Annotated in this window: 15 protein-coding genes; 10 read left to right on the forward strand and 5 right to left on the reverse strand. The window is 53.5% G+C overall.

What is annotated here, in order from left to right:
- The first annotated feature begins 180 nt into the window (after positions 1–180).
- A complete protein-coding gene (gene galU, locus LPQ25_RS10480; protein WP_002910105.1) occupies positions 181–1,083 on the forward strand; it encodes a UTP--glucose-1-phosphate uridylyltransferase GalU in 903 nt (300 codons plus the stop codon).
- 121 nt (positions 1,084–1,204) lie between these two features.
- Here galU and hns read toward each other — a convergent pair whose 3' ends face one another.
- Positions 1,205–1,612: a histone-like nucleoid-structuring protein H-NS gene (hns, locus tag LPQ25_RS10485; RefSeq protein ID WP_002910103.1), complete on the reverse strand. Its 408-nt coding sequence runs from the start codon at positions 1,610–1,612 to the stop codon at positions 1,205–1,207.
- A gap of 422 nt (positions 1,613–2,034) precedes the next feature.
- Complete coding sequence (locus tag LPQ25_RS10490; protein ID WP_004145401.1) at positions 2,035–2,166, reverse strand: hypothetical protein; 132 nt, start codon at positions 2,164–2,166, stop codon at positions 2,035–2,037.
- A gap of 7 nt (positions 2,167–2,173) precedes the next feature.
- On the opposite strand from LPQ25_RS10490, the gene tdk reads away from it, so the two are divergent.
- The gene (tdk, locus tag LPQ25_RS10495; RefSeq protein ID WP_002910100.1) at positions 2,174–2,791 is read left to right on the forward strand and encodes a thymidine kinase; all 618 of its coding nucleotides are present in this window, start codon (positions 2,174–2,176) and stop codon (positions 2,789–2,791) included.
- A 147-nt stretch (positions 2,792–2,938) separates the two neighbouring features.
- Here tdk and adhE read toward each other — a convergent pair whose 3' ends face one another.
- A complete protein-coding gene (gene adhE, locus LPQ25_RS10500; protein ID WP_002910097.1) occupies positions 2,939–5,614 on the reverse strand; it encodes a bifunctional acetaldehyde-CoA/alcohol dehydrogenase in 2,676 nt (891 codons plus the stop codon).
- A gap of 77 nt (positions 5,615–5,691) precedes the next feature.
- Here adhE and LPQ25_RS10505 point away from each other — a divergent pair, with 77 nt between their 5' ends.
- The 8 genes from LPQ25_RS10505 (at position 5,692) to LPQ25_RS10540 (ending at position 13,948) form a co-directional block, all read left to right on the forward strand.
- The gene (locus LPQ25_RS10505) at positions 5,692–5,907 is read left to right on the forward strand and encodes a hypothetical protein (protein WP_004145398.1); all 216 of its coding nucleotides are present in this window, start codon (positions 5,692–5,694) and stop codon (positions 5,905–5,907) included.
- Between the two features lie 183 nt (positions 5,908–6,090).
- On the forward strand, positions 6,091–6,738 hold the full coding sequence (locus LPQ25_RS10510) for a YchE family NAAT transporter (RefSeq protein WP_002910095.1): 648 nt from the start codon (positions 6,091–6,093) through the stop codon (positions 6,736–6,738).
- A gap of 737 nt (positions 6,739–7,475) precedes the next feature.
- Positions 7,476–9,110 (forward strand): oligopeptide ABC transporter substrate-binding protein OppA, encoded by a 1,635-nt coding sequence (gene oppA / locus LPQ25_RS10515; protein WP_004148754.1) that lies wholly within the window; start codon positions 7,476–7,478, stop codon positions 9,108–9,110.
- Between the two features lie 85 nt (positions 9,111–9,195).
- Positions 9,196–10,116: an oligopeptide ABC transporter permease OppB gene (oppB, locus tag LPQ25_RS10520; protein ID WP_002910089.1), complete on the forward strand. Its 921-nt coding sequence runs from the start codon at positions 9,196–9,198 to the stop codon at positions 10,114–10,116.
- A gap of 14 nt (positions 10,117–10,130) precedes the next feature.
- On the forward strand, positions 10,131–11,039 hold the full coding sequence (gene oppC / locus LPQ25_RS10525; RefSeq protein WP_004145396.1) for an oligopeptide ABC transporter permease OppC: 909 nt from the start codon (positions 10,131–10,133) through the stop codon (positions 11,037–11,039).
- Between the two features lie 11 nt (positions 11,040–11,050).
- Positions 11,051–12,064, forward strand: a complete 1,014-nt coding sequence (locus LPQ25_RS10530; RefSeq protein ID WP_004151853.1) for an ABC transporter ATP-binding protein — start codon at positions 11,051–11,053, stop codon at positions 12,062–12,064.
- Positions 12,061–13,065 carry a murein tripeptide/oligopeptide ABC transporter ATP-binding protein OppF gene (oppF, locus tag LPQ25_RS10535; protein WP_002910083.1) on the forward strand — a complete coding sequence of 335 codons (1,005 nt, stop codon included), beginning with the start codon at positions 12,061–12,063 and terminating at the stop codon, positions 13,063–13,065. Before LPQ25_RS10530 ends, oppF begins: the two co-directional genes overlap by 4 nt.
- Before the next feature lie 55 nt (positions 13,066–13,120).
- Positions 13,121–13,948 carry an ion transporter gene (locus LPQ25_RS10540; protein ID WP_002910080.1) on the forward strand — a complete coding sequence of 276 codons (828 nt, stop codon included), beginning with the start codon at positions 13,121–13,123 and terminating at the stop codon, positions 13,946–13,948.
- A 63-nt stretch (positions 13,949–14,011) separates the two neighbouring features.
- Here LPQ25_RS10540 and LPQ25_RS10545 read toward each other — a convergent pair whose 3' ends face one another.
- Both LPQ25_RS10545 and cls read right to left on the reverse strand, forming a co-directional pair.
- Positions 14,012–14,341 (reverse strand): HI1450 family dsDNA-mimic protein, encoded by a 330-nt coding sequence (locus LPQ25_RS10545; protein WP_002910079.1) that lies wholly within the window; start codon positions 14,339–14,341, stop codon positions 14,012–14,014.
- 34 nt (positions 14,342–14,375) lie between these two features.
- Positions 14,376–15,836 carry a cardiolipin synthase gene (gene cls, locus LPQ25_RS10550; protein WP_002910077.1) on the reverse strand — a complete coding sequence of 487 codons (1,461 nt, stop codon included), beginning with the start codon at positions 15,834–15,836 and terminating at the stop codon, positions 14,376–14,378.
- Positions 15,837–15,919: the final 83 nt, after the last annotated feature.

A 15,919-nucleotide genomic window follows, 5' to 3' on the forward strand; every position in this document is an offset into this window, starting at 1 on the left:
TAAGCAGACGGGATTACCTCTTGCCCTTTAGCGGTGGTAACATCGAGCAGTTTTATGCGTAAAAGTCCTAATTCGAGGCTATCGGCAGCTTTTCAGACCAGTGAATACGCGGTTGACTGATATACTCGACACGTTATTTGTAACGAGAAGTTTAAAAAACAAACAGTCCAGGAGATTTCAATGGCTGCCCTTAATTCTAAAGTCAGAAAAGCGGTTATCCCGGTTGCGGGATTAGGCACCAGGATGCTGCCGGCCACCAAAGCGATTCCAAAAGAAATGCTGCCGCTGGTAGATAAGCCGTTAATTCAGTACGTTGTTAATGAATGTATCGCTGCAGGAATTACTGAAATTGTTCTGGTAACGCACTCGTCGAAAAACTCTATCGAAAACCATTTCGATACCAGTTTTGAGCTGGAAGCGATGCTGGAAAAACGTGTAAAACGCCAGCTGCTGGAAGAAGTGCAGTCTATTTGCCCGCCGCACGTGACTATTATGCAAGTTCGTCAGGGCCTGGCGAAAGGTCTGGGTCACGCGGTGCTGTGCGCCCATCCGGTAGTGGGAGATGAGCCGGTCGCGGTTATTCTGCCAGACGTTATTCTGGATGAATATGAATCCGATCTGAGCCGCGATAACCTCGCTGAGATGATCTCTCGCTTCGATGAGACTGGCGCCAGCCAGATTATGGTTGAACCTGTCGAAGACGTAACCGCTTATGGCGTGGTTGACTGCAAAGGCGAATCCCTGAAGCCGGGCGAAAGCGTACCGATGGTGGGCGTGGTTGAGAAGCCAAAAGCTGACGTTGCGCCGTCCAACCTGGCGGTGGTGGGGCGTTATGTCCTCAGCGCCGATATCTGGCCGCTGCTGGCGAAAACCCCTCCGGGCGCTGGTGATGAAATTCAGCTGACTGACGCCATTGATATGCTGATCGAGAAAGAAACGGTTGAAGCTTATCATATGAAAGGCAAGAGCCATGACTGCGGTAATAAGCTTGGCTACATGCAGGCGTTTGTCGAATATGGTATTCGTCACAAAACGCTGGGCGACGATTTTAAAGCCTGGCTGGAAACGGCGGTAGCGAAGTAATCCGCCGCGCGGTTGAAAGTACAAACCGGGAGCGCATCTGCGACTCCCGGTTTTTTTATATCGGCCCTGAGGGCAAAAAAAATCCCGCCGCAGCGGGATTTTTTATAGCGATCAACGGAGATTAGATCAGGAAATCGTCCAGTGATTTACCTTGCTCATCCATTGCTTTTTTGATCACAGCCGGGGTACGGCCCTGACCGGTCCAGGTTTTGGTTTCACCATTTTCGTCAACATAGCTATATTTAGCCGGACGTGCAGCACGCTTGGTTTTGGTACCGGCTTTAACGGCAGCCATGGTGCTCAGCAGTTCATTCGGATCAATACCGTCAGCAATCAGCATTTCACGGTATTGCTGCAGCTTACGCGTACGCTCTTCAATTTCTGCCGCGGCAGCGTTTTCTTCTTCACGGCGCTCGTTAACGACGACTTCTAATTTTTCCAGCATTTCTTCGAGCGTTTCCAGGGTGCATTCTCTTGCCTGCGCACGAAGAGTACGGATGTTGTTCAAAATTTTAAGTGCTTCGCTCATTGTAGTAATCTCAAACTTATATTGTGGGGTGGTTTGTTGAACTAATAATAGAGCGATAAAATGCGTTGTGCAATAGGGGGGAATGTAAGGAATTCAAAATTACTGGTTATTTGTCGCGAGAATTAATTAATTTAAGTTAAAATTCCCGTGCCGCTTCACATCTTTCATCGCTTATAGCGATGAGGCGAAGGCAAGCTAAAACATTGAGACGGTATGCTTTTTGAGAGGTTCAGTGAGAGAAATGATCCTTTACATGGGTAAATAACCCTCGTCAGTATTAGCGCATTTTTGGTTACAAGGCTTAATATAAAACAACCGGCAGCCCTGCTTATAGCCCATGGGCAACCGGTCTATAAGCACGAAAAGACAATGGTTACCGCGCCAGTAGCGTAACGGGGCGTACAAATAGTGGCCCTGAAAATTCAATTCATCTTCTTAATCCTTTCGGTTTGCAGGCCCTTCAGCTTCGCGACAATACCCCTGCTGAAAGCGCGGCTGTGCGCATAAAATATGGTACAATCGTCGCCGCGATAAAACACTTTGATTGGGGTCACGCAGCCGATGGCACAACTTTATTTCTACTACTCTGCAATGAATGCAGGTAAGTCGACCGCTCTGTTGCAATCTTCGTACAATTACCAGGAGCGGGGGATGCGTACCGTCGTTTATACCGCTGAGATTGATGACCGCTTTGGCGCCGGAAAAGTCAGTTCACGTATCGGGCTCTCCTCGCCGGCCCGATTGTATAATCCACAGACCTCGTTATTTGACGATATTGCGGCGGAGCACCAGCTAAAGCCGATTCACTGCGTGCTGGTGGATGAAAGCCAGTTTCTGACGCGTGAACAGGTTCATGAGCTGTCCGAAGTTGTCGATACGCTGGATATTCCGGTGCTTTGCTATGGGTTGCGGACGGACTTTCGTGGTGAGCTCTTTACCGGCAGCCAGTATTTACTGGCCTGGTCAGATAAGCTGGTTGAGCTGAAAACGATCTGCTTCTGCGGCCGCAAGGCCAGCATGGTATTGCGCCTCGATCAGGAGGGGCGTCCTTATAATGAGGGTGAGCAGGTCGTCATCGGCGGTAATGAGCGGTACGTATCGGTCTGCCGTAAGCATTATAAAGAGGCGCTGAGCGTCGGTTCGTTAACCAAGGTACAAAACCAGCACCGTCCCTGCTGATACCCTCAGAAGCTCGTACAGGCGCCTGTGGGCGCCTTTTTTATGTCTGCTATAGGTTGGCGTAGCTGGCGATAAAGAATGGCTGATAGCGGGGATAAAAAAAGCCCCGTCAGGTGACGGGGCTTGTCGCGATGCTATCGCTGTTGGTTAAGCGGATTTTTTCGCTTTTTTCTCAGCCTTTACCGGAGCAACTTCGGCTTTCGCACCGGCTTCGCCTTCGACGAATTCGCGGCCGTAGTAGGTATCCAGCAGGATCTGTTTCAGTTCGGAGATCAGCGGGTAGCGCGGGTTAGCGCCGGTGCACTGGTCATCGAATGCATCTTCAGACAGTTTATCAACGTGGGCCAGGAAGTCAGCTTCCTGAACGCCAGCTTCGCGGATAGATTTCGGAATACCCAGCTCAGCTTTAATGCTTTCCAGCCATGCCAGCAGTTTCTCGATTTTCGCTGCGGTGCGGTCGCCTGGTGCGGAGAGGCCCAGGTGATCGGCGATTTCAGCGTAACGACGACGAGCCTGCGGACGGTCGTACTGGCTGAACGCGGTCTGCTTGGTCGGGTTGTCATTCGCGTTATAGCGGATAACGTTGCAGATCAGCAGGGCGTTGGCCAGACCGTGCGGAATATGGAACTGGGAGCCCAGTTTGTGCGCCATCGAGTGACACACGCCGAGGAAGGCGTTAGCGAACGCGATACCGGCGATAGTCGCGGCACTGTGTACGCGCTCACGGGCAACCGGGTTCTTGGAACCTTCGTGATAGGAAGCCGGCAGGTACTCTTTCAGCAGTTTCAGTGCCTGCAGCGCCTGGCCGTCAGAGAACTCAGAAGCCAGTACGGAAACGTAAGCTTCCAGGGCGTGAGTCACCGCATCCAGACCACCGAACGCACACAGCGATTTCGGCATATCCATCACCAGGTTGGCATCGACAATGGCCATATCCGGGGTCAGCGCGTAGTCTGCCAGCGGGTATTTCTGACCGGTCGCGTCATCGGTCACCACGGCGAACGGCGTAACTTCAGAACCGGTACCGGAAGTGGTAGTGATCGCCACCATCTTGGCTTTGACGCCCATTTTCGGGAACTTGTAGATACGTTTACGGATATCCATAAAGCGCAGCGCCAGTTCTTCGAAGTGGGTTTCCGGATGTTCGTACATGACCCACATGATTTTCGCCGCATCCATCGGGGAACCGCCGCCCAGGGCGATGATCACGTCTGGTTTAAAGGAGTTCGCCAGGTCGGCACCTTTACGTACGATGGTCAGCGTCGGGTCAGCTTCAACTTCGAAGAAGACTTCCGTCTCAACACCCGCAGCTTTCAGTACGGAAGTGATCTGATCGGCATAGCCGTTGTTGAACAGGAAGCGGTCAGTCACGATCAGCGCGCGTTTGTGACCATCGGTAATCACTTCATCCAGTGCGATTGGCAGGGAGCCACGACGGAAGTAGATAGATTTCGGAAGTTTGTGCCACAACATGTTTTCAGCTCGCTTAGCAACGGTTTTCTTGTTGATCAGGTGTTTCGGACCAACGTTTTCAGAGATGGAGTTACCACCCCAGGAACCACAACCCAGAGTCAGGGAAGGCGCGAGTTTGAAGTTGTACAGGTCACCGATACCACCCTGAGAAGCCGGGGTGTTGATCAGGATACGCGCGGTTTTCATCATTTGGCCGAAGTAAGCCACGCGAGCCGGCTGGTTGTCCTGGTCGGTGTACAGGCAAGAGGTGTGACCGATACCGCCCATGGCGACCAGTTTTTCTGCTTTGGCTACCGCGTCTTCGAAATCTTTTGCACGGTACATAGCCAGCGTCGGAGACAGTTTTTCGTGAGCAAACGGCTCGCTCTCGTCAACGTTGGTCACTTCACCAATCAGAATTTTGGTGGTGGCCGGCACGGTGAAGCCTGCCAGTTCAGCGATTTTGGCCGCTGGCTGACCAACGATAGCCGCGTTCAGCGCGCCATTTTTCAGGATAATGTCCTGAACGGCTTTCAGCTCTTTACCCTGCAGCAGGTAGCCGCCGTGGCTGGCGAAACGTTCGCGAACCGCGTCATAGACTGAATCAACCACCACAACGGACTGCTCAGAAGCACAGATCACGCCGTTATCGAAGGTTTTAGACATCAGTACGGACGCTACGGCACGTTTGATGTCGGCGGTTTCATCAATGACTACCGGGGTGTTACCGGCGCCGACGCCGATAGCAGGTTTACCGGAGCTGTATGCTGCTTTCACCATGCCTGGACCACCGGTCGCCAGGATCAGGTTGATGTCCGGGTGATGCATCAGCGCGTTAGACAGTTCTACAGACGGCTGATCGATCCAGCCAATCAGGTCCTTCGGCGCGCCGGCCGCGATGGCAGCCTGCAGCACGATATCAGCCGCTTTGTTGGTGGCTTCTTTTGCACGCGGGTGCGGAGAGAAAATGATGGCGTTACGCGTTTTCAGACTGATGAGCGATTTGAAAATGGCTGTTGAAGTCGGGTTAGTGGTCGGTACGATACCGCAGATGATGCCGATAGGCTCAGCAATAGTGATGGTGCCAAAGGTGTCGTCTTCTGACAGAACGCCACAGGTTTTTTCGTCTTTATAAGCGTTGTAAATGTATTCGGAAGCGAAGTGGTTTTTGATCACTTTGTCTTCAACGATACCCATGCCGGATTCGGCTACGGCCATTTTGGCGAGAGGGATTCGAGCATCTGCAGCGGCCAGAGCGGCGGCGCGGAAGATTTTGTCGACTTGTTCTTGAGTGAAACTGGCATATTCACGCTGGGCTTTCTTGACACGCTCAACAAGCGCGTTCAGTTCAGCGATATTAGTAACAGCCATAATGCTCTCCTGATAATGTTAAACTTTTTTAGTAAATCAGTCGCTCGATTCGACATTATAGACAGGCCGTTAACAGCTTGCATGTAAATGTTTATGTAGAAAAATCAGGGCGCTGTTTCACCGATTTACTAAAAAAGCTTTATCTCTTTCGCTTTCAGGTACTGCTGCCTTCCACTCTGTTGGTGTCATCAAGATTACTCACTTCTGAGTACAAATTACGTGATTTAGATCAAGTATTGTCGCTGCTGATACCTTTCAGCTGGCTGCTTTTTGACCGGTTCGATCAAGTGTGATGGGAGGGTTTTGAAATTAAAAAAACGATTAGCATTAAATATACAAATGGCTAACATTCGATACATATCACCGGGTTATGCATATTTATAATGAATATTGCAGGTAAAAAGCGTATGTTTCGCGCAGTTATTTTATGCTGTTAACAGTCAACCGCCAATTTTGATGATGCTGCGGAGCCCAATGTGACTCAATCACTGTTCGATTTTTCTGCATATTTCAAGTTTTTCATCGGCTTATTTGCCCTGGTTAACCCGGTTGGCATTATTCCGGTATTCATCAGTATGACCAGCTATCAGCCGGCTGCGGTGCGTAATAAGACCAACCTCACCGCCAACCTGTCGGTGGCGATCATCCTCCTGACGTCGCTGTTCCTCGGCGATGGCATTCTGCAGATTTTCGGTATCTCCATTGACTCCTTCCGTATCGCCGGCGGCATCCTGGTGGTGACCATCGCGATGTCGATGATCAGCGGTAAGCTCGGCGAAGATAAGCAGAACAAGCAGGAAAAGTCGGAGACGGCGGTCCGGGAGAGCATCGGCGTCGTTCCTCTCGCGCTACCATTAATGGCCGGGCCAGGGGCAATCAGTTCAACTATCGTCTGGGGGACCCGGTACCACTCCTGGGTGCATCTGGTCGGGTTCTCACTGGCGATAGCGGTATTTGCCCTCTGCTGCTGGGGGATTTTCCGTATGGCGCCGTGGCTGGTCCGTTTGCTGGGGCAGACGGGAATCAACGTCATCACCCGTATTATGGGCCTGTTGCTGATGGCCCTCGGCATTGAGTTTATTGTGACCGGGATTAAAGCACTTTTCCCAGGACTGCTGAGTTAGTTCGTCGCCAGCAGGCGGGGAGTCTCGCTTCACGCCTGCGCGATTATTAGCAAAACCTATTAGCCAGCGCGAAACTGGCGGTAGGGATAATATTTTGCGATATCGCTATTAATTTCATATTTTTCATTAAGATATGAAATATTTCTCTTAACATTCTCCTCACGCCTCCCCCTCCTGTGATGTTATTTTCTTCACATCATTCTCTGGTACTTGCTGTCGGATCATCGAAATGATATTAGTAATTTTAACAAGGCGGCAGATGAATGTGCTAAAAAGTAATCTATTGTTAAATTTTTGTACAAAAAACCATCTTGCGGTCGCTGCTCAGTATGTTGGCTGATGAAATTATCGTAATAGACTGATAAATAACGATACTTTTACATCGACGTTTTATGGCAAACGCTTGTCACGCTGGCAAAACCGGCAATAAAAGAGAATTCGGTAACATATTTGCAAATTGCATTGGCGGAGGTGTTTATCTTTTGGTTCTTTCCGCCGTTATCGTCTGCTGAATTATGTACGCAAATGAGAATTATTTTTAATTAACTCATTTCGCCAGAACGACCCTCCAGCGAGGGCAACGAATCGACGTTAAGACTGCCGTTCGAGCGGTCGTAATAAATAAGTCGGTGATAGCAATCTGCCAATCGCAAACTCCTGCGTTGGACAGAACCCGAAAACGGGAAAAACAGGCTGGTTAAAAAACCAGTAATTATAATGACTGGAGTTACAACACAATGACCATCATCACTAAAAAGCGTTTAATCGCCGCGGGAGTGCTATCCGCACTGATCGCCGGCAATATGGCAATGGCAGCGGATGTCCCGGCTGGTGTGCAGCTGGCAGAGAAGCAAACCCTGGTACGTAATAGCGGCGCCGAGCCGCAATCGCTGGACCCAAATAAAATCGAAGGGGTGCCTGAGGCCAATATTAGCCGCGACCTGTTCGAAGGTTTGCTGAATACTTCGCCGAAAGATGGCCACCCGATCCCTGGCGTGGCGGAGAGCTGGGATAATAAAGATTTTAAAGTCTGGACCTTCCATCTGCGTAAAGATGCAAAATGGTCTAACGGCGAGCCGGTTACCGCCCAGGACTTCGTATACAGCTGGCAGCGTCTGGTGGATCCGAAAACAGCTTCTCCTTATGCCAGCTATCCGCAATATGGTCATATCGTTAACGTCGACGAAATCATTGACGGCAAGAAAGCGCCGAGCGAGCTGGGCGTAAAAGCCATTGACGACCACACGCTGGAAGTCACCCTCAGCGAACCGGTACCCTATTTTTATAAACTGCTGGTTAACCCGGCGATGTCTCCCGTCTACAAACCGGCCATCGAAAAATTTGGCGAAAAGTGGACGCAGCCTGGCAATATCGTTACCAACGGCGCGTATACTCTGAAAGACTGGGTGGTCAACGAGCGGATCGTGATGGAGCGTAACCCGCACTATTGGGATAATGCTAAAACCGTCATTAACACCGTTACCTGGCTGCCGACATCTTCCGAAGTGACCTATGTTAACCGCTACCGCAGCGGTGAACTGGACATGACTTATAACCAGCTGCCGATCGAACTCTTCCAGAAGCTGAAAAAAGAGATCCCCAACGAGCTGCACGTTGACCCCTATCTGTGTACCTATTATTACGAAATCAACAACCAGAAGGCCCCGTTCACCGACGTGCGCGTGCGTACCGCGCTGAAGCTGGGTCTGGATCGCGATATTATTGCTAATAAGGTGAAAGGACAGGGCGATCTGCCGGCCTACGGCTACACCCCACCGTATACCGATGGCGCGAAGCTGAGCGAGCCGGAATGGTTTACCTGGTCGCAGGAAAAACGCAACGAAGAAGCGAAAAAACTGCTGGCCGAAGCCGGCTATAGCGCCGATAAACCGTTGACCTTCAACCTGCTGTATAACACCTCTGATTTGCACAAGAAGCTGGCGATTGCCGCCGCCTCGCTGTGGCGTAAAAACCTGGGCATTGACGTGAAGCTGGTCAACCAGGAGTGGAAAACGTTCCTCGATACCCGTCATCAGGGCACCTATGACGTGGCGCGTGCGGGCTGGTGCGCCGACTATAACGAGCCAACCTCTTTCCTGAACACCATGCTCTCTGACAGTTCAATGAACACCGCGCACTATAAGAGCCCGGCGTTCGACAAGATTATGGCTGAATCCGTAAAAGCATCCGATGAAGCGCAGCGCACGGCGGCCTATGCGAAAGCAGAGCAGCAGCTGGACAAAGACAGCGCGATCGTACCGGTCTATTACTACGTTAACGCCCGCCTGGTGAAACCGTGGGTCGGTGGCTATACCGGTAAAGACCCGATGGATAACGTCTATACCAAAGACCTCTACGTTATCAAACATTAATGGCAATACGTGGAGCGGGTCTCGGCTCGCTCCATCGTGTCTTATTTGAGAGCAGTGCAAAGGCACACGCCAGAAGGTACGGGCAATGTTAAAATTTATCTTACGTCGCTGTCTGGAAGCGATTCCGACGCTATTTATTCTTATCACCATCTCATTCTTCATGATGCGTCTGGCGCCGGGAAGTCCTTTTACCGGGGAGCGCACGCTACCGCCGGAAGTCATGGCGAATATTGAAGCAAAATACCATTTAAACGACCCTATCATGACGCAGTACTTCAATTATCTGAAGCAGCTGGCGCATGGCGATTTTGGTCCCTCTTTTAAATACAAAGATTATTCCGTCAACGATCTGGTGGCCGCCAGCTTCCCGGTTTCAGCGAAACTGGGCTTCGCCGCCTTTTTACTGGCGGTGGTGATCGGCGTTGCCGCCGGGGTGATAGCCGCCCTGAAGCAAAATACCCGCTGGGACTACGCGGTGATGGGGGTAGCCATGACTGGCGTGGTTATTCCGAGCTTTGTGGTCGCGCCGCTGCTGGTGATGATCTTTGCCATTACCCTGCACTGGCTGCCGGGCGGCGGCTGGAACGGCGGGGCGCTGAAATTTATGATCCTGCCGATGGTGGCGCTTTCCCTGGCCTATATCGCCAGCATCGCGCGTATCACCCGCGGCTCAATGATTGAAGTGCTGCACTCTAACTTTATCCGCACCGCGCGGGCGAAGGGGCTGCCGATGCGTCGCATTATTCTGCGCCATGCGCTGAAGCCGGCGCTGCTGCCGGTGCTCTCCTATATGGGGCCAGCTTTCGTGGGCATCATCACCGGCTCAATGGTCATTGAAACCATTTACGGCCTGCCGGGGATCGGCCAGCTGTTCGTTAACGGGGCGCTTAACCGCGACTACTCGCTGGTGCTCAGCCTGACGATCCTCGTTGGCGCCCTGACTATCCTGTTCAACGCCATCGTTGACGTGCTGTACGCCGTTATCGATCCGAAGATTCGCTACTGAAGCCGGAGTTCGCCATGATGTTAAGTAAGAAAAATAGCGAGGCGCTGGAAAACTTCAGTGAGAAGCTGGAAGTGGAGGGGCGTAGCCTCTGGCAGGACGCGCGTCGCCGCTTTATGCATAACCGCGCCGCGGTGACCAGCCTGATTATGCTGGTGCTTATTGCGCTGTTCGTTACCTTCGCGCCGATGGTGTCGTCGTTCTCCTACTTCGATACCGACTGGGGCATGATGTCCAATGCCCCGGATATGGCCTCCGGCCACTACTTCGGAACCGACTCCTCCGGGCGCGACCTGCTGGTGCGCGTAGCGATCGGCGGGCGCATTTCGCTGATGGTCGGGGTGGCGGCGGCGCTGGTGGCGGTGATCCTCGGCACGCTGTACGGTTCTCTCTCCGGTTATCTCGGCGGCAAAGTGGATTCGGTCATGATGCGTCTGCTGGAGATCCTCAACTCCTTCCCGTTTATGTTCTTCGTCATCCTGCTGGTGACCTTTTTTGGTCAGAATATCCTGCTGATCTTTGTCGCCATCGGAATGGTGTCCTGGCTGGATATGGCGCGTATCGTGCGCGGGCAGACGCTAAGCCTGAAGCGCAAAGAGTTTATCGAAGCCGCGCAGGTCGGCGGGGTCTCGACGGCGAGCATCGTTCTGCGCCATATCGTCCCCAACGTGCTGGGGGTGGTGGTGGTGTATGCCTCGCTGCTGGTCCCCAGCATGATCCTCTTCGAATCCTTCCTCAGTTTCCTGGGACTGGGGACGCAGGAGCCGCTCAGCAGCTGGGGGGCATTGCTCAGCGATGGCGCCAACTCAATGGAAGTTTCGCCCTGGCTACTGTTGTTCCCGGCGGGTTTCCTGGTGGTGACCCTGTTCTGTTTCAACTTTATCGGCGATGGTCTGCGTGATGCCCTCGACCCGAAAGACCGCTAAGGAGCGCTGCCATGACCATGATTGAAACGGCAAAAGCGCCGCAAGCGCAGAGCCACAGCGGGCTACTGCTGGACGTGAAAGATCTTCGCGTCACCTTTAAAACGCCGGATGGCGACGTCACCGCCGTCAATGATCTGAACTTCACCCTGCAGGCGGGCGAGACGCTCGGCATTGTGGGCGAATCGGGCTCCGGTAAATCGCAAACCGCCTTCGCCCTGATGGGACTGCTGGCGGCCAACGGTCGCATCGGGGGTTCCGCCACCTTTAACGGTCGGCAAATCCTCAATTTGCCCGAGCGTGAGCTGAACAAACTGCGCGCTGAACAAATCTCAATGATTTTCCAGGATCCGATGACCTCTCTTAACCCCTATATGCGGGTGGGCGAGCAGTTAATGGAAGTCCTGATGCTGCATAAAGGGCTGAGTAAAGCCGAAGCGTTTGAAGAGTCGGTGAAGATGCTCGACGCGGTAAAAATGCCGGAAGCGCGTAAGCGCATGAAAATGTTCCCGCACGAGTTCTCCGGGGGCATGCGTCAGCGCGTGATGATTGCCATGGCGCTGCTGTGCCGGCCCCGGCTGCTGATTGCGGATGAACCGACCACTGCCCTGGACGTCACCGTGCAGGCGCAGATCATGACGCTGTTGAATGAGCTTAAACGCGAATTCAACACGGCCATTATCATGATCACCCACGACCTTGGGGTGGTGGCAGGGATCTGCGATAAAGTGCTGGTGATGTACGCCGGGCGCACCATGGAGTACGGTCAGGCGCGCGATGTCTTCTATCAACCGTCGCACCCATACTCTATTGGGCTGTTGAATGCGGTTCCACGTCTGGATGCGGAAGGCGATGCGTTGTTGACCATTCCCGGCAACCCACCGAACCTGCTGCGATTGCCGAAAGGCTGTCCATTCCAGCCGCGCTGCCCGCATGCCATGGAGCAGTGCAGCAGCGCGCCGCCGCTGGAATCGTTCGCGCCAGGCCGCCTGCGCGCCTGCTTTAAACCGGTGGGGGATCTGCTATGAACGCCGTAACTGAACAACGAAAAGTCCTGCTCGAAATTGCCGACCTGAAGGTGCACTTCGATATCAAAGATGGCAAGCAGTGGTTCTGGCAGCCGTCGAAAACGCTGAAAGCGGTGGATGGCGTGACGCTGCGCCTTTACGAGGGGGAAACCCTCGGTGTGGTAGGGGAGTCGGGCTGCGGCAAATCGACCTTCGCCCGCGCCATTATTGGTCTGGTGAAAGCGACCGATGGCAAAGTGGCCTGGCTGGGTAAAGATCTGCTGGGCATGAAGCAGGAAGAGTGGCGCGACGTGCGCAGCGATATCCAGATGATCTTCCAGGATCCGCTGGCCTCGCTGAACCCGCGCATGACCATCGGAGAAATTATCGCCGAACCGCTGCGTACCTATCATCCGAAGATGCCCCGTCAGGAAGTGCGCGATCGCGTCAAAGCGATGATGATGAAAGTTGGGTTGCTGCCCAACCTGATCAACCGCTATCCGCACGAGTTCTCCGGCGGTCAGTGTCAGCGTATCGGCATCGCGCGGGCGCTGATCCTTGAGCCAAAGCTGATTATCTGCGATGAGCCGGTCTCCGCGCTTGACGTGTCGATTCAGGCGCAGGTCGTCAACCTGCTGCAGCAACTGCAGCGTGAGATGGGGCTATCGCTGATATTTATCGCTCACGATCTGGCGGTGGTTAAGCATATCTCCGATCGGGTTCTGGTAATGTATCTGGGCCATGCGGTGGAGCTGGGGACTTACGACGAGGTGTACCATAATCCGCTGCATCCCTATACCAAAGCGCTGATGTCGGCGGTGCCGATCCCCGATCCTGATCTCGAGAAAACGAAAACTATCCAACTGCTGGAAGGCGAATTACCCTCGCCGATTAATCCGCCCTCAGGCTGCGTATTCCGCACCCGCTGTCCGCTTGCCGGACCGGAGTGCGCCAAAACCCGCCCGGTGCTGGAAGGCAGTTTCCGCCATGCGGTTTCCTGCCTTAAGGTAGACCCGTTATAATCTCAGGGGCTGACGCAGGTCAGCCCTTTTTTTTTGCGAGGTTAACGAAGTGGGTATGCTTTCTGCCGCTCGTCTGCGGCTTTATCATTTACTTTTCGATCAGAACCGACGTTCCGGCCGCCGCTTTGAAGGGCTGTGCGGACTTTTCGCCCTGCTCAGCGTACTGGTGATATTTATCGAGTCGGGACTGGGCACGCAATATCACCTGACATTAGATGAATGGCATATTTTCGTCTGGCTGGAGCTGCTGGTGACCGCGGTCTTTACCCTGGAATACCTGCTGCGTATCGCTACCTGGCCCAATCCGCTCCACTATATTTTCAGCTTTTGGGGGCTGATTGACCTGGCGACGATTTTACCGCTGTATGTGATGTGGCTATGGCCGGAAATTAGCCTCAATTATGTATTCGCCTGGCGGGCAATGCGGGCGATCCGCGCGCTGCGTATTCTCAAACTACTGCGCTTTATGCCTTCGCTCAACGTGTTCTGGCGAGCGATTGTCAGCGCGCGCCATCAGCTGATCCTGTTTTATTCGTTTATCGCCATTGTGATGGTGATTTTCGGCTCGTTAATGTATCTGATTGAGGGGCCGGAATACGGCTTTACCACGCTTAACGCCTCGGTCTATTGGGCCATCGTGACCATCACCACCGTCGGCTACGGAGACATCACGCCGCACACGCCGTTGGGTCGCATCCTGGCCTCCATTCTTATCCTGATCGGCTACTCCATTATTGCCATACCGACCGGACTTATCACCACGCATATGACCAGCGCCTTGAATCGTCGACGACAGCAGCGCCTGTGTCCGCAGTGTCAGCAGGGCGACCATGACGATAACGCCCGTTTCTGCCATGCCTGCGGTCATGCCTTGCCGAAGTAAGCTGGCGACGTAAAAAAAGCCTGCCGGGAGAACCGCGGCAGGCTTTTTACTGGATGTTAAAGGTTATTCACGCCACAGAATATGGCACAGCTTATGATCTTTCTCGCGGCACAGCAGAACGCGGGCGAAGATATCATTGATTTCCCCGCCGTCGGTATCCGCCAGACCAATCACCACTTCGGCGAAGAAATCCGGGTTGAGATCGTAATCCACATGCTCTTCCCAGTCTGCCGAAGGGTCGAACAGTTCGGCGCCGCCGCGCTCCTCAAACTGCAGGTTAAACAGAATGATGTCCGCCGGGTCGAGATTGTCGGCCGCCAGTTCGAGGAAGATATCGTAAGCCTGCTCGAGCGTTTCGTCTTCGGTCAGGCGGTTGTTTAAATCCATATCCATGATTGCTACTCATTCGGTATCTGATGGGCACGTTTTACAGCAACGGGCTGAAGAAGTAAAACAGTCGCTCGGCGATCCGCTGCCACAGCGGACGTTTTAACCAGAGACGGGCATCCAGCAGGCGCGAGCGCGAGATATAATCATCCTGAACCGCCGCCAGATCGCTGCCGAAACCGGCGTCATCGATGACCAGGGTAATCTCGAAGTTGAGCCACAGGCTGCGCATATCCAGGTTGACGGTCCCCACCAGACTTAGCTCGCCATCGACCAGCACGCTCTTGGTATGCAACAGTCCGCCCTCAAACTGATAGATTTTGACCCCGGCCGCCAGCAGCTCGGTGAAGAAGGCCCGGCTGGCCCAGCCTACCAGCAGCGAATCGTTCTTGCGCGGTAAAATAATGCTCACGTCAACGCCGCGCTGGGCGGCGGTACAGATCGCATGCAGCAGGTCGTCGCTGGGTACGAAGTAGGGGGTGGTCATGATCAGATGCTCTTTCGCCGCATAGGCGGCGGTGAGGAGAGCCTGATGAATCAGATCTTCCGGAAAGCCCGGTCCGGAGGCGATCGTGTGAATAGTATGTCCGCTGGCCTCTTCGAACGGCATGATATTGACGTCCGGGGGCGGCGGCAGAATGCGCTTGCCGGTCTCTATTTCCCAGTCGCAGGAGTAGACGATGCCCATCGAGGTCGCCACCGGGCCTTCCATTCGCGCCATCAGATCAATCCACTGTCCGACTCCTGAGTCCTGTTTAAAGTAGCGCGGATCGACCATATTCATGCTGCCAGTGTAGGCGATATAGTTATCGATCATCACCATTTTACGATGCTGACGCAGGTCCATCCGGCGCAGGAATACGCGCATCAGGTTAACCTTAAGAGCTTCGACGACTTCAATACCGGCGTTACGCATCATTGCCGCCCATGGGCTGCGGAAAAAGGCCACGCTGCCCGCGGAGTCGAGCATTAGCCGACAGTGAACCCCGCGGCGAGCGGCGGCCATCAGGGATTCAGCGACGCTGTCGGCCATGCCGCCGGGCTGCCAGATATAAAAGACCATCTCTATGTTGTGACGGGCCAGCTGAATATCGCGGATCAGGGCCTGCATCACGTCGTCAGATTCCGTCAGCAGCTGTAGCTGGTTGCCTTTTACGCCGCCAATGCCCTGACGCCGTTCGCACAGCTTGAACAGGGATTCGGCCACCGGGCTGTTATCTTCCGCGAAGATATGTTTGCAGGCTTTGAGGTCGTTTAGCCATTTGGCCGTGGAGGGCCACATCGCCCTGGCGCGCTCGGCCCGACGCTTGCCGAGATGCAGCTCGCCAAAGGAGAGATAGGCGATGATCCCCACCAGCGGCAGGATATAAATGATCAGCAACCATGCCATGGCGGACGGGACAGCGCGGCGTTTCATTAGAATTCGTAATGTTACACCGGCGATCAACAGCCAGTACCCCAGAATGACCAGCCAGTTCACCACCGTGTAAAAGGTTGTCATAGATGTAAAATCCTTTTGAATGACGATATGTGATGAGTTTACGCATCAGTATTTTTCTGGCAAATAAAAACGCAGCGAAAGCG

The organism is Klebsiella sp. KPN54798 (genome assembly GCF_021184225.1).
Taxonomy (GTDB): Bacteria; Pseudomonadota; Gammaproteobacteria; order Enterobacterales; family Enterobacteriaceae; genus Klebsiella; species Klebsiella pneumoniae.

Coding starts and splice junctions, on each gene's coding strand:
- galU (WP_002910105.1), top strand. CDS start 181: ATGGCTGCCCTTAATTCTAAAGTCAGAAAAGCGGTTATCCCGGTTGCG.
- hns (WP_002910103.1), bottom strand. CDS start 1,612: ATGAGCGAAGCACTTAAAATTTTGAACAACATCCGTACTCTTCGTGCG.
- tdk (WP_002910100.1), top strand. CDS start 2,174: ATGGCACAACTTTATTTCTACTACTCTGCAATGAATGCAGGTAAGTCG.
- adhE (WP_002910097.1), bottom strand. CDS start 5,614: ATGGCTGTTACTAATATCGCTGAACTGAACGCGCTTGTTGAGCGTGTC.
- oppA (WP_004148754.1), top strand. CDS start 7,476: ATGACCATCATCACTAAAAAGCGTTTAATCGCCGCGGGAGTGCTATCC.
- oppB (WP_002910089.1), top strand. CDS start 9,196: ATGTTAAAATTTATCTTACGTCGCTGTCTGGAAGCGATTCCGACGCTA.
- oppC (WP_004145396.1), top strand. CDS start 10,131: ATGATGTTAAGTAAGAAAAATAGCGAGGCGCTGGAAAACTTCAGTGAG.
- LPQ25_RS10530 (WP_004151853.1), top strand. CDS start 11,051: ATGACCATGATTGAAACGGCAAAAGCGCCGCAAGCGCAGAGCCACAGC.
- oppF (WP_002910083.1), top strand. CDS start 12,061: ATGAACGCCGTAACTGAACAACGAAAAGTCCTGCTCGAAATTGCCGAC.
- LPQ25_RS10540 (WP_002910080.1), top strand. CDS start 13,121: ATGCTTTCTGCCGCTCGTCTGCGGCTTTATCATTTACTTTTCGATCAG.
- LPQ25_RS10545 (WP_002910079.1), bottom strand. CDS start 14,341: ATGGATATGGATTTAAACAACCGCCTGACCGAAGACGAAACGCTCGAG.
- cls (WP_002910077.1), bottom strand. CDS start 15,836: ATGACAACCTTTTACACGGTGGTGAACTGGCTGGTCATTCTGGGGTAC.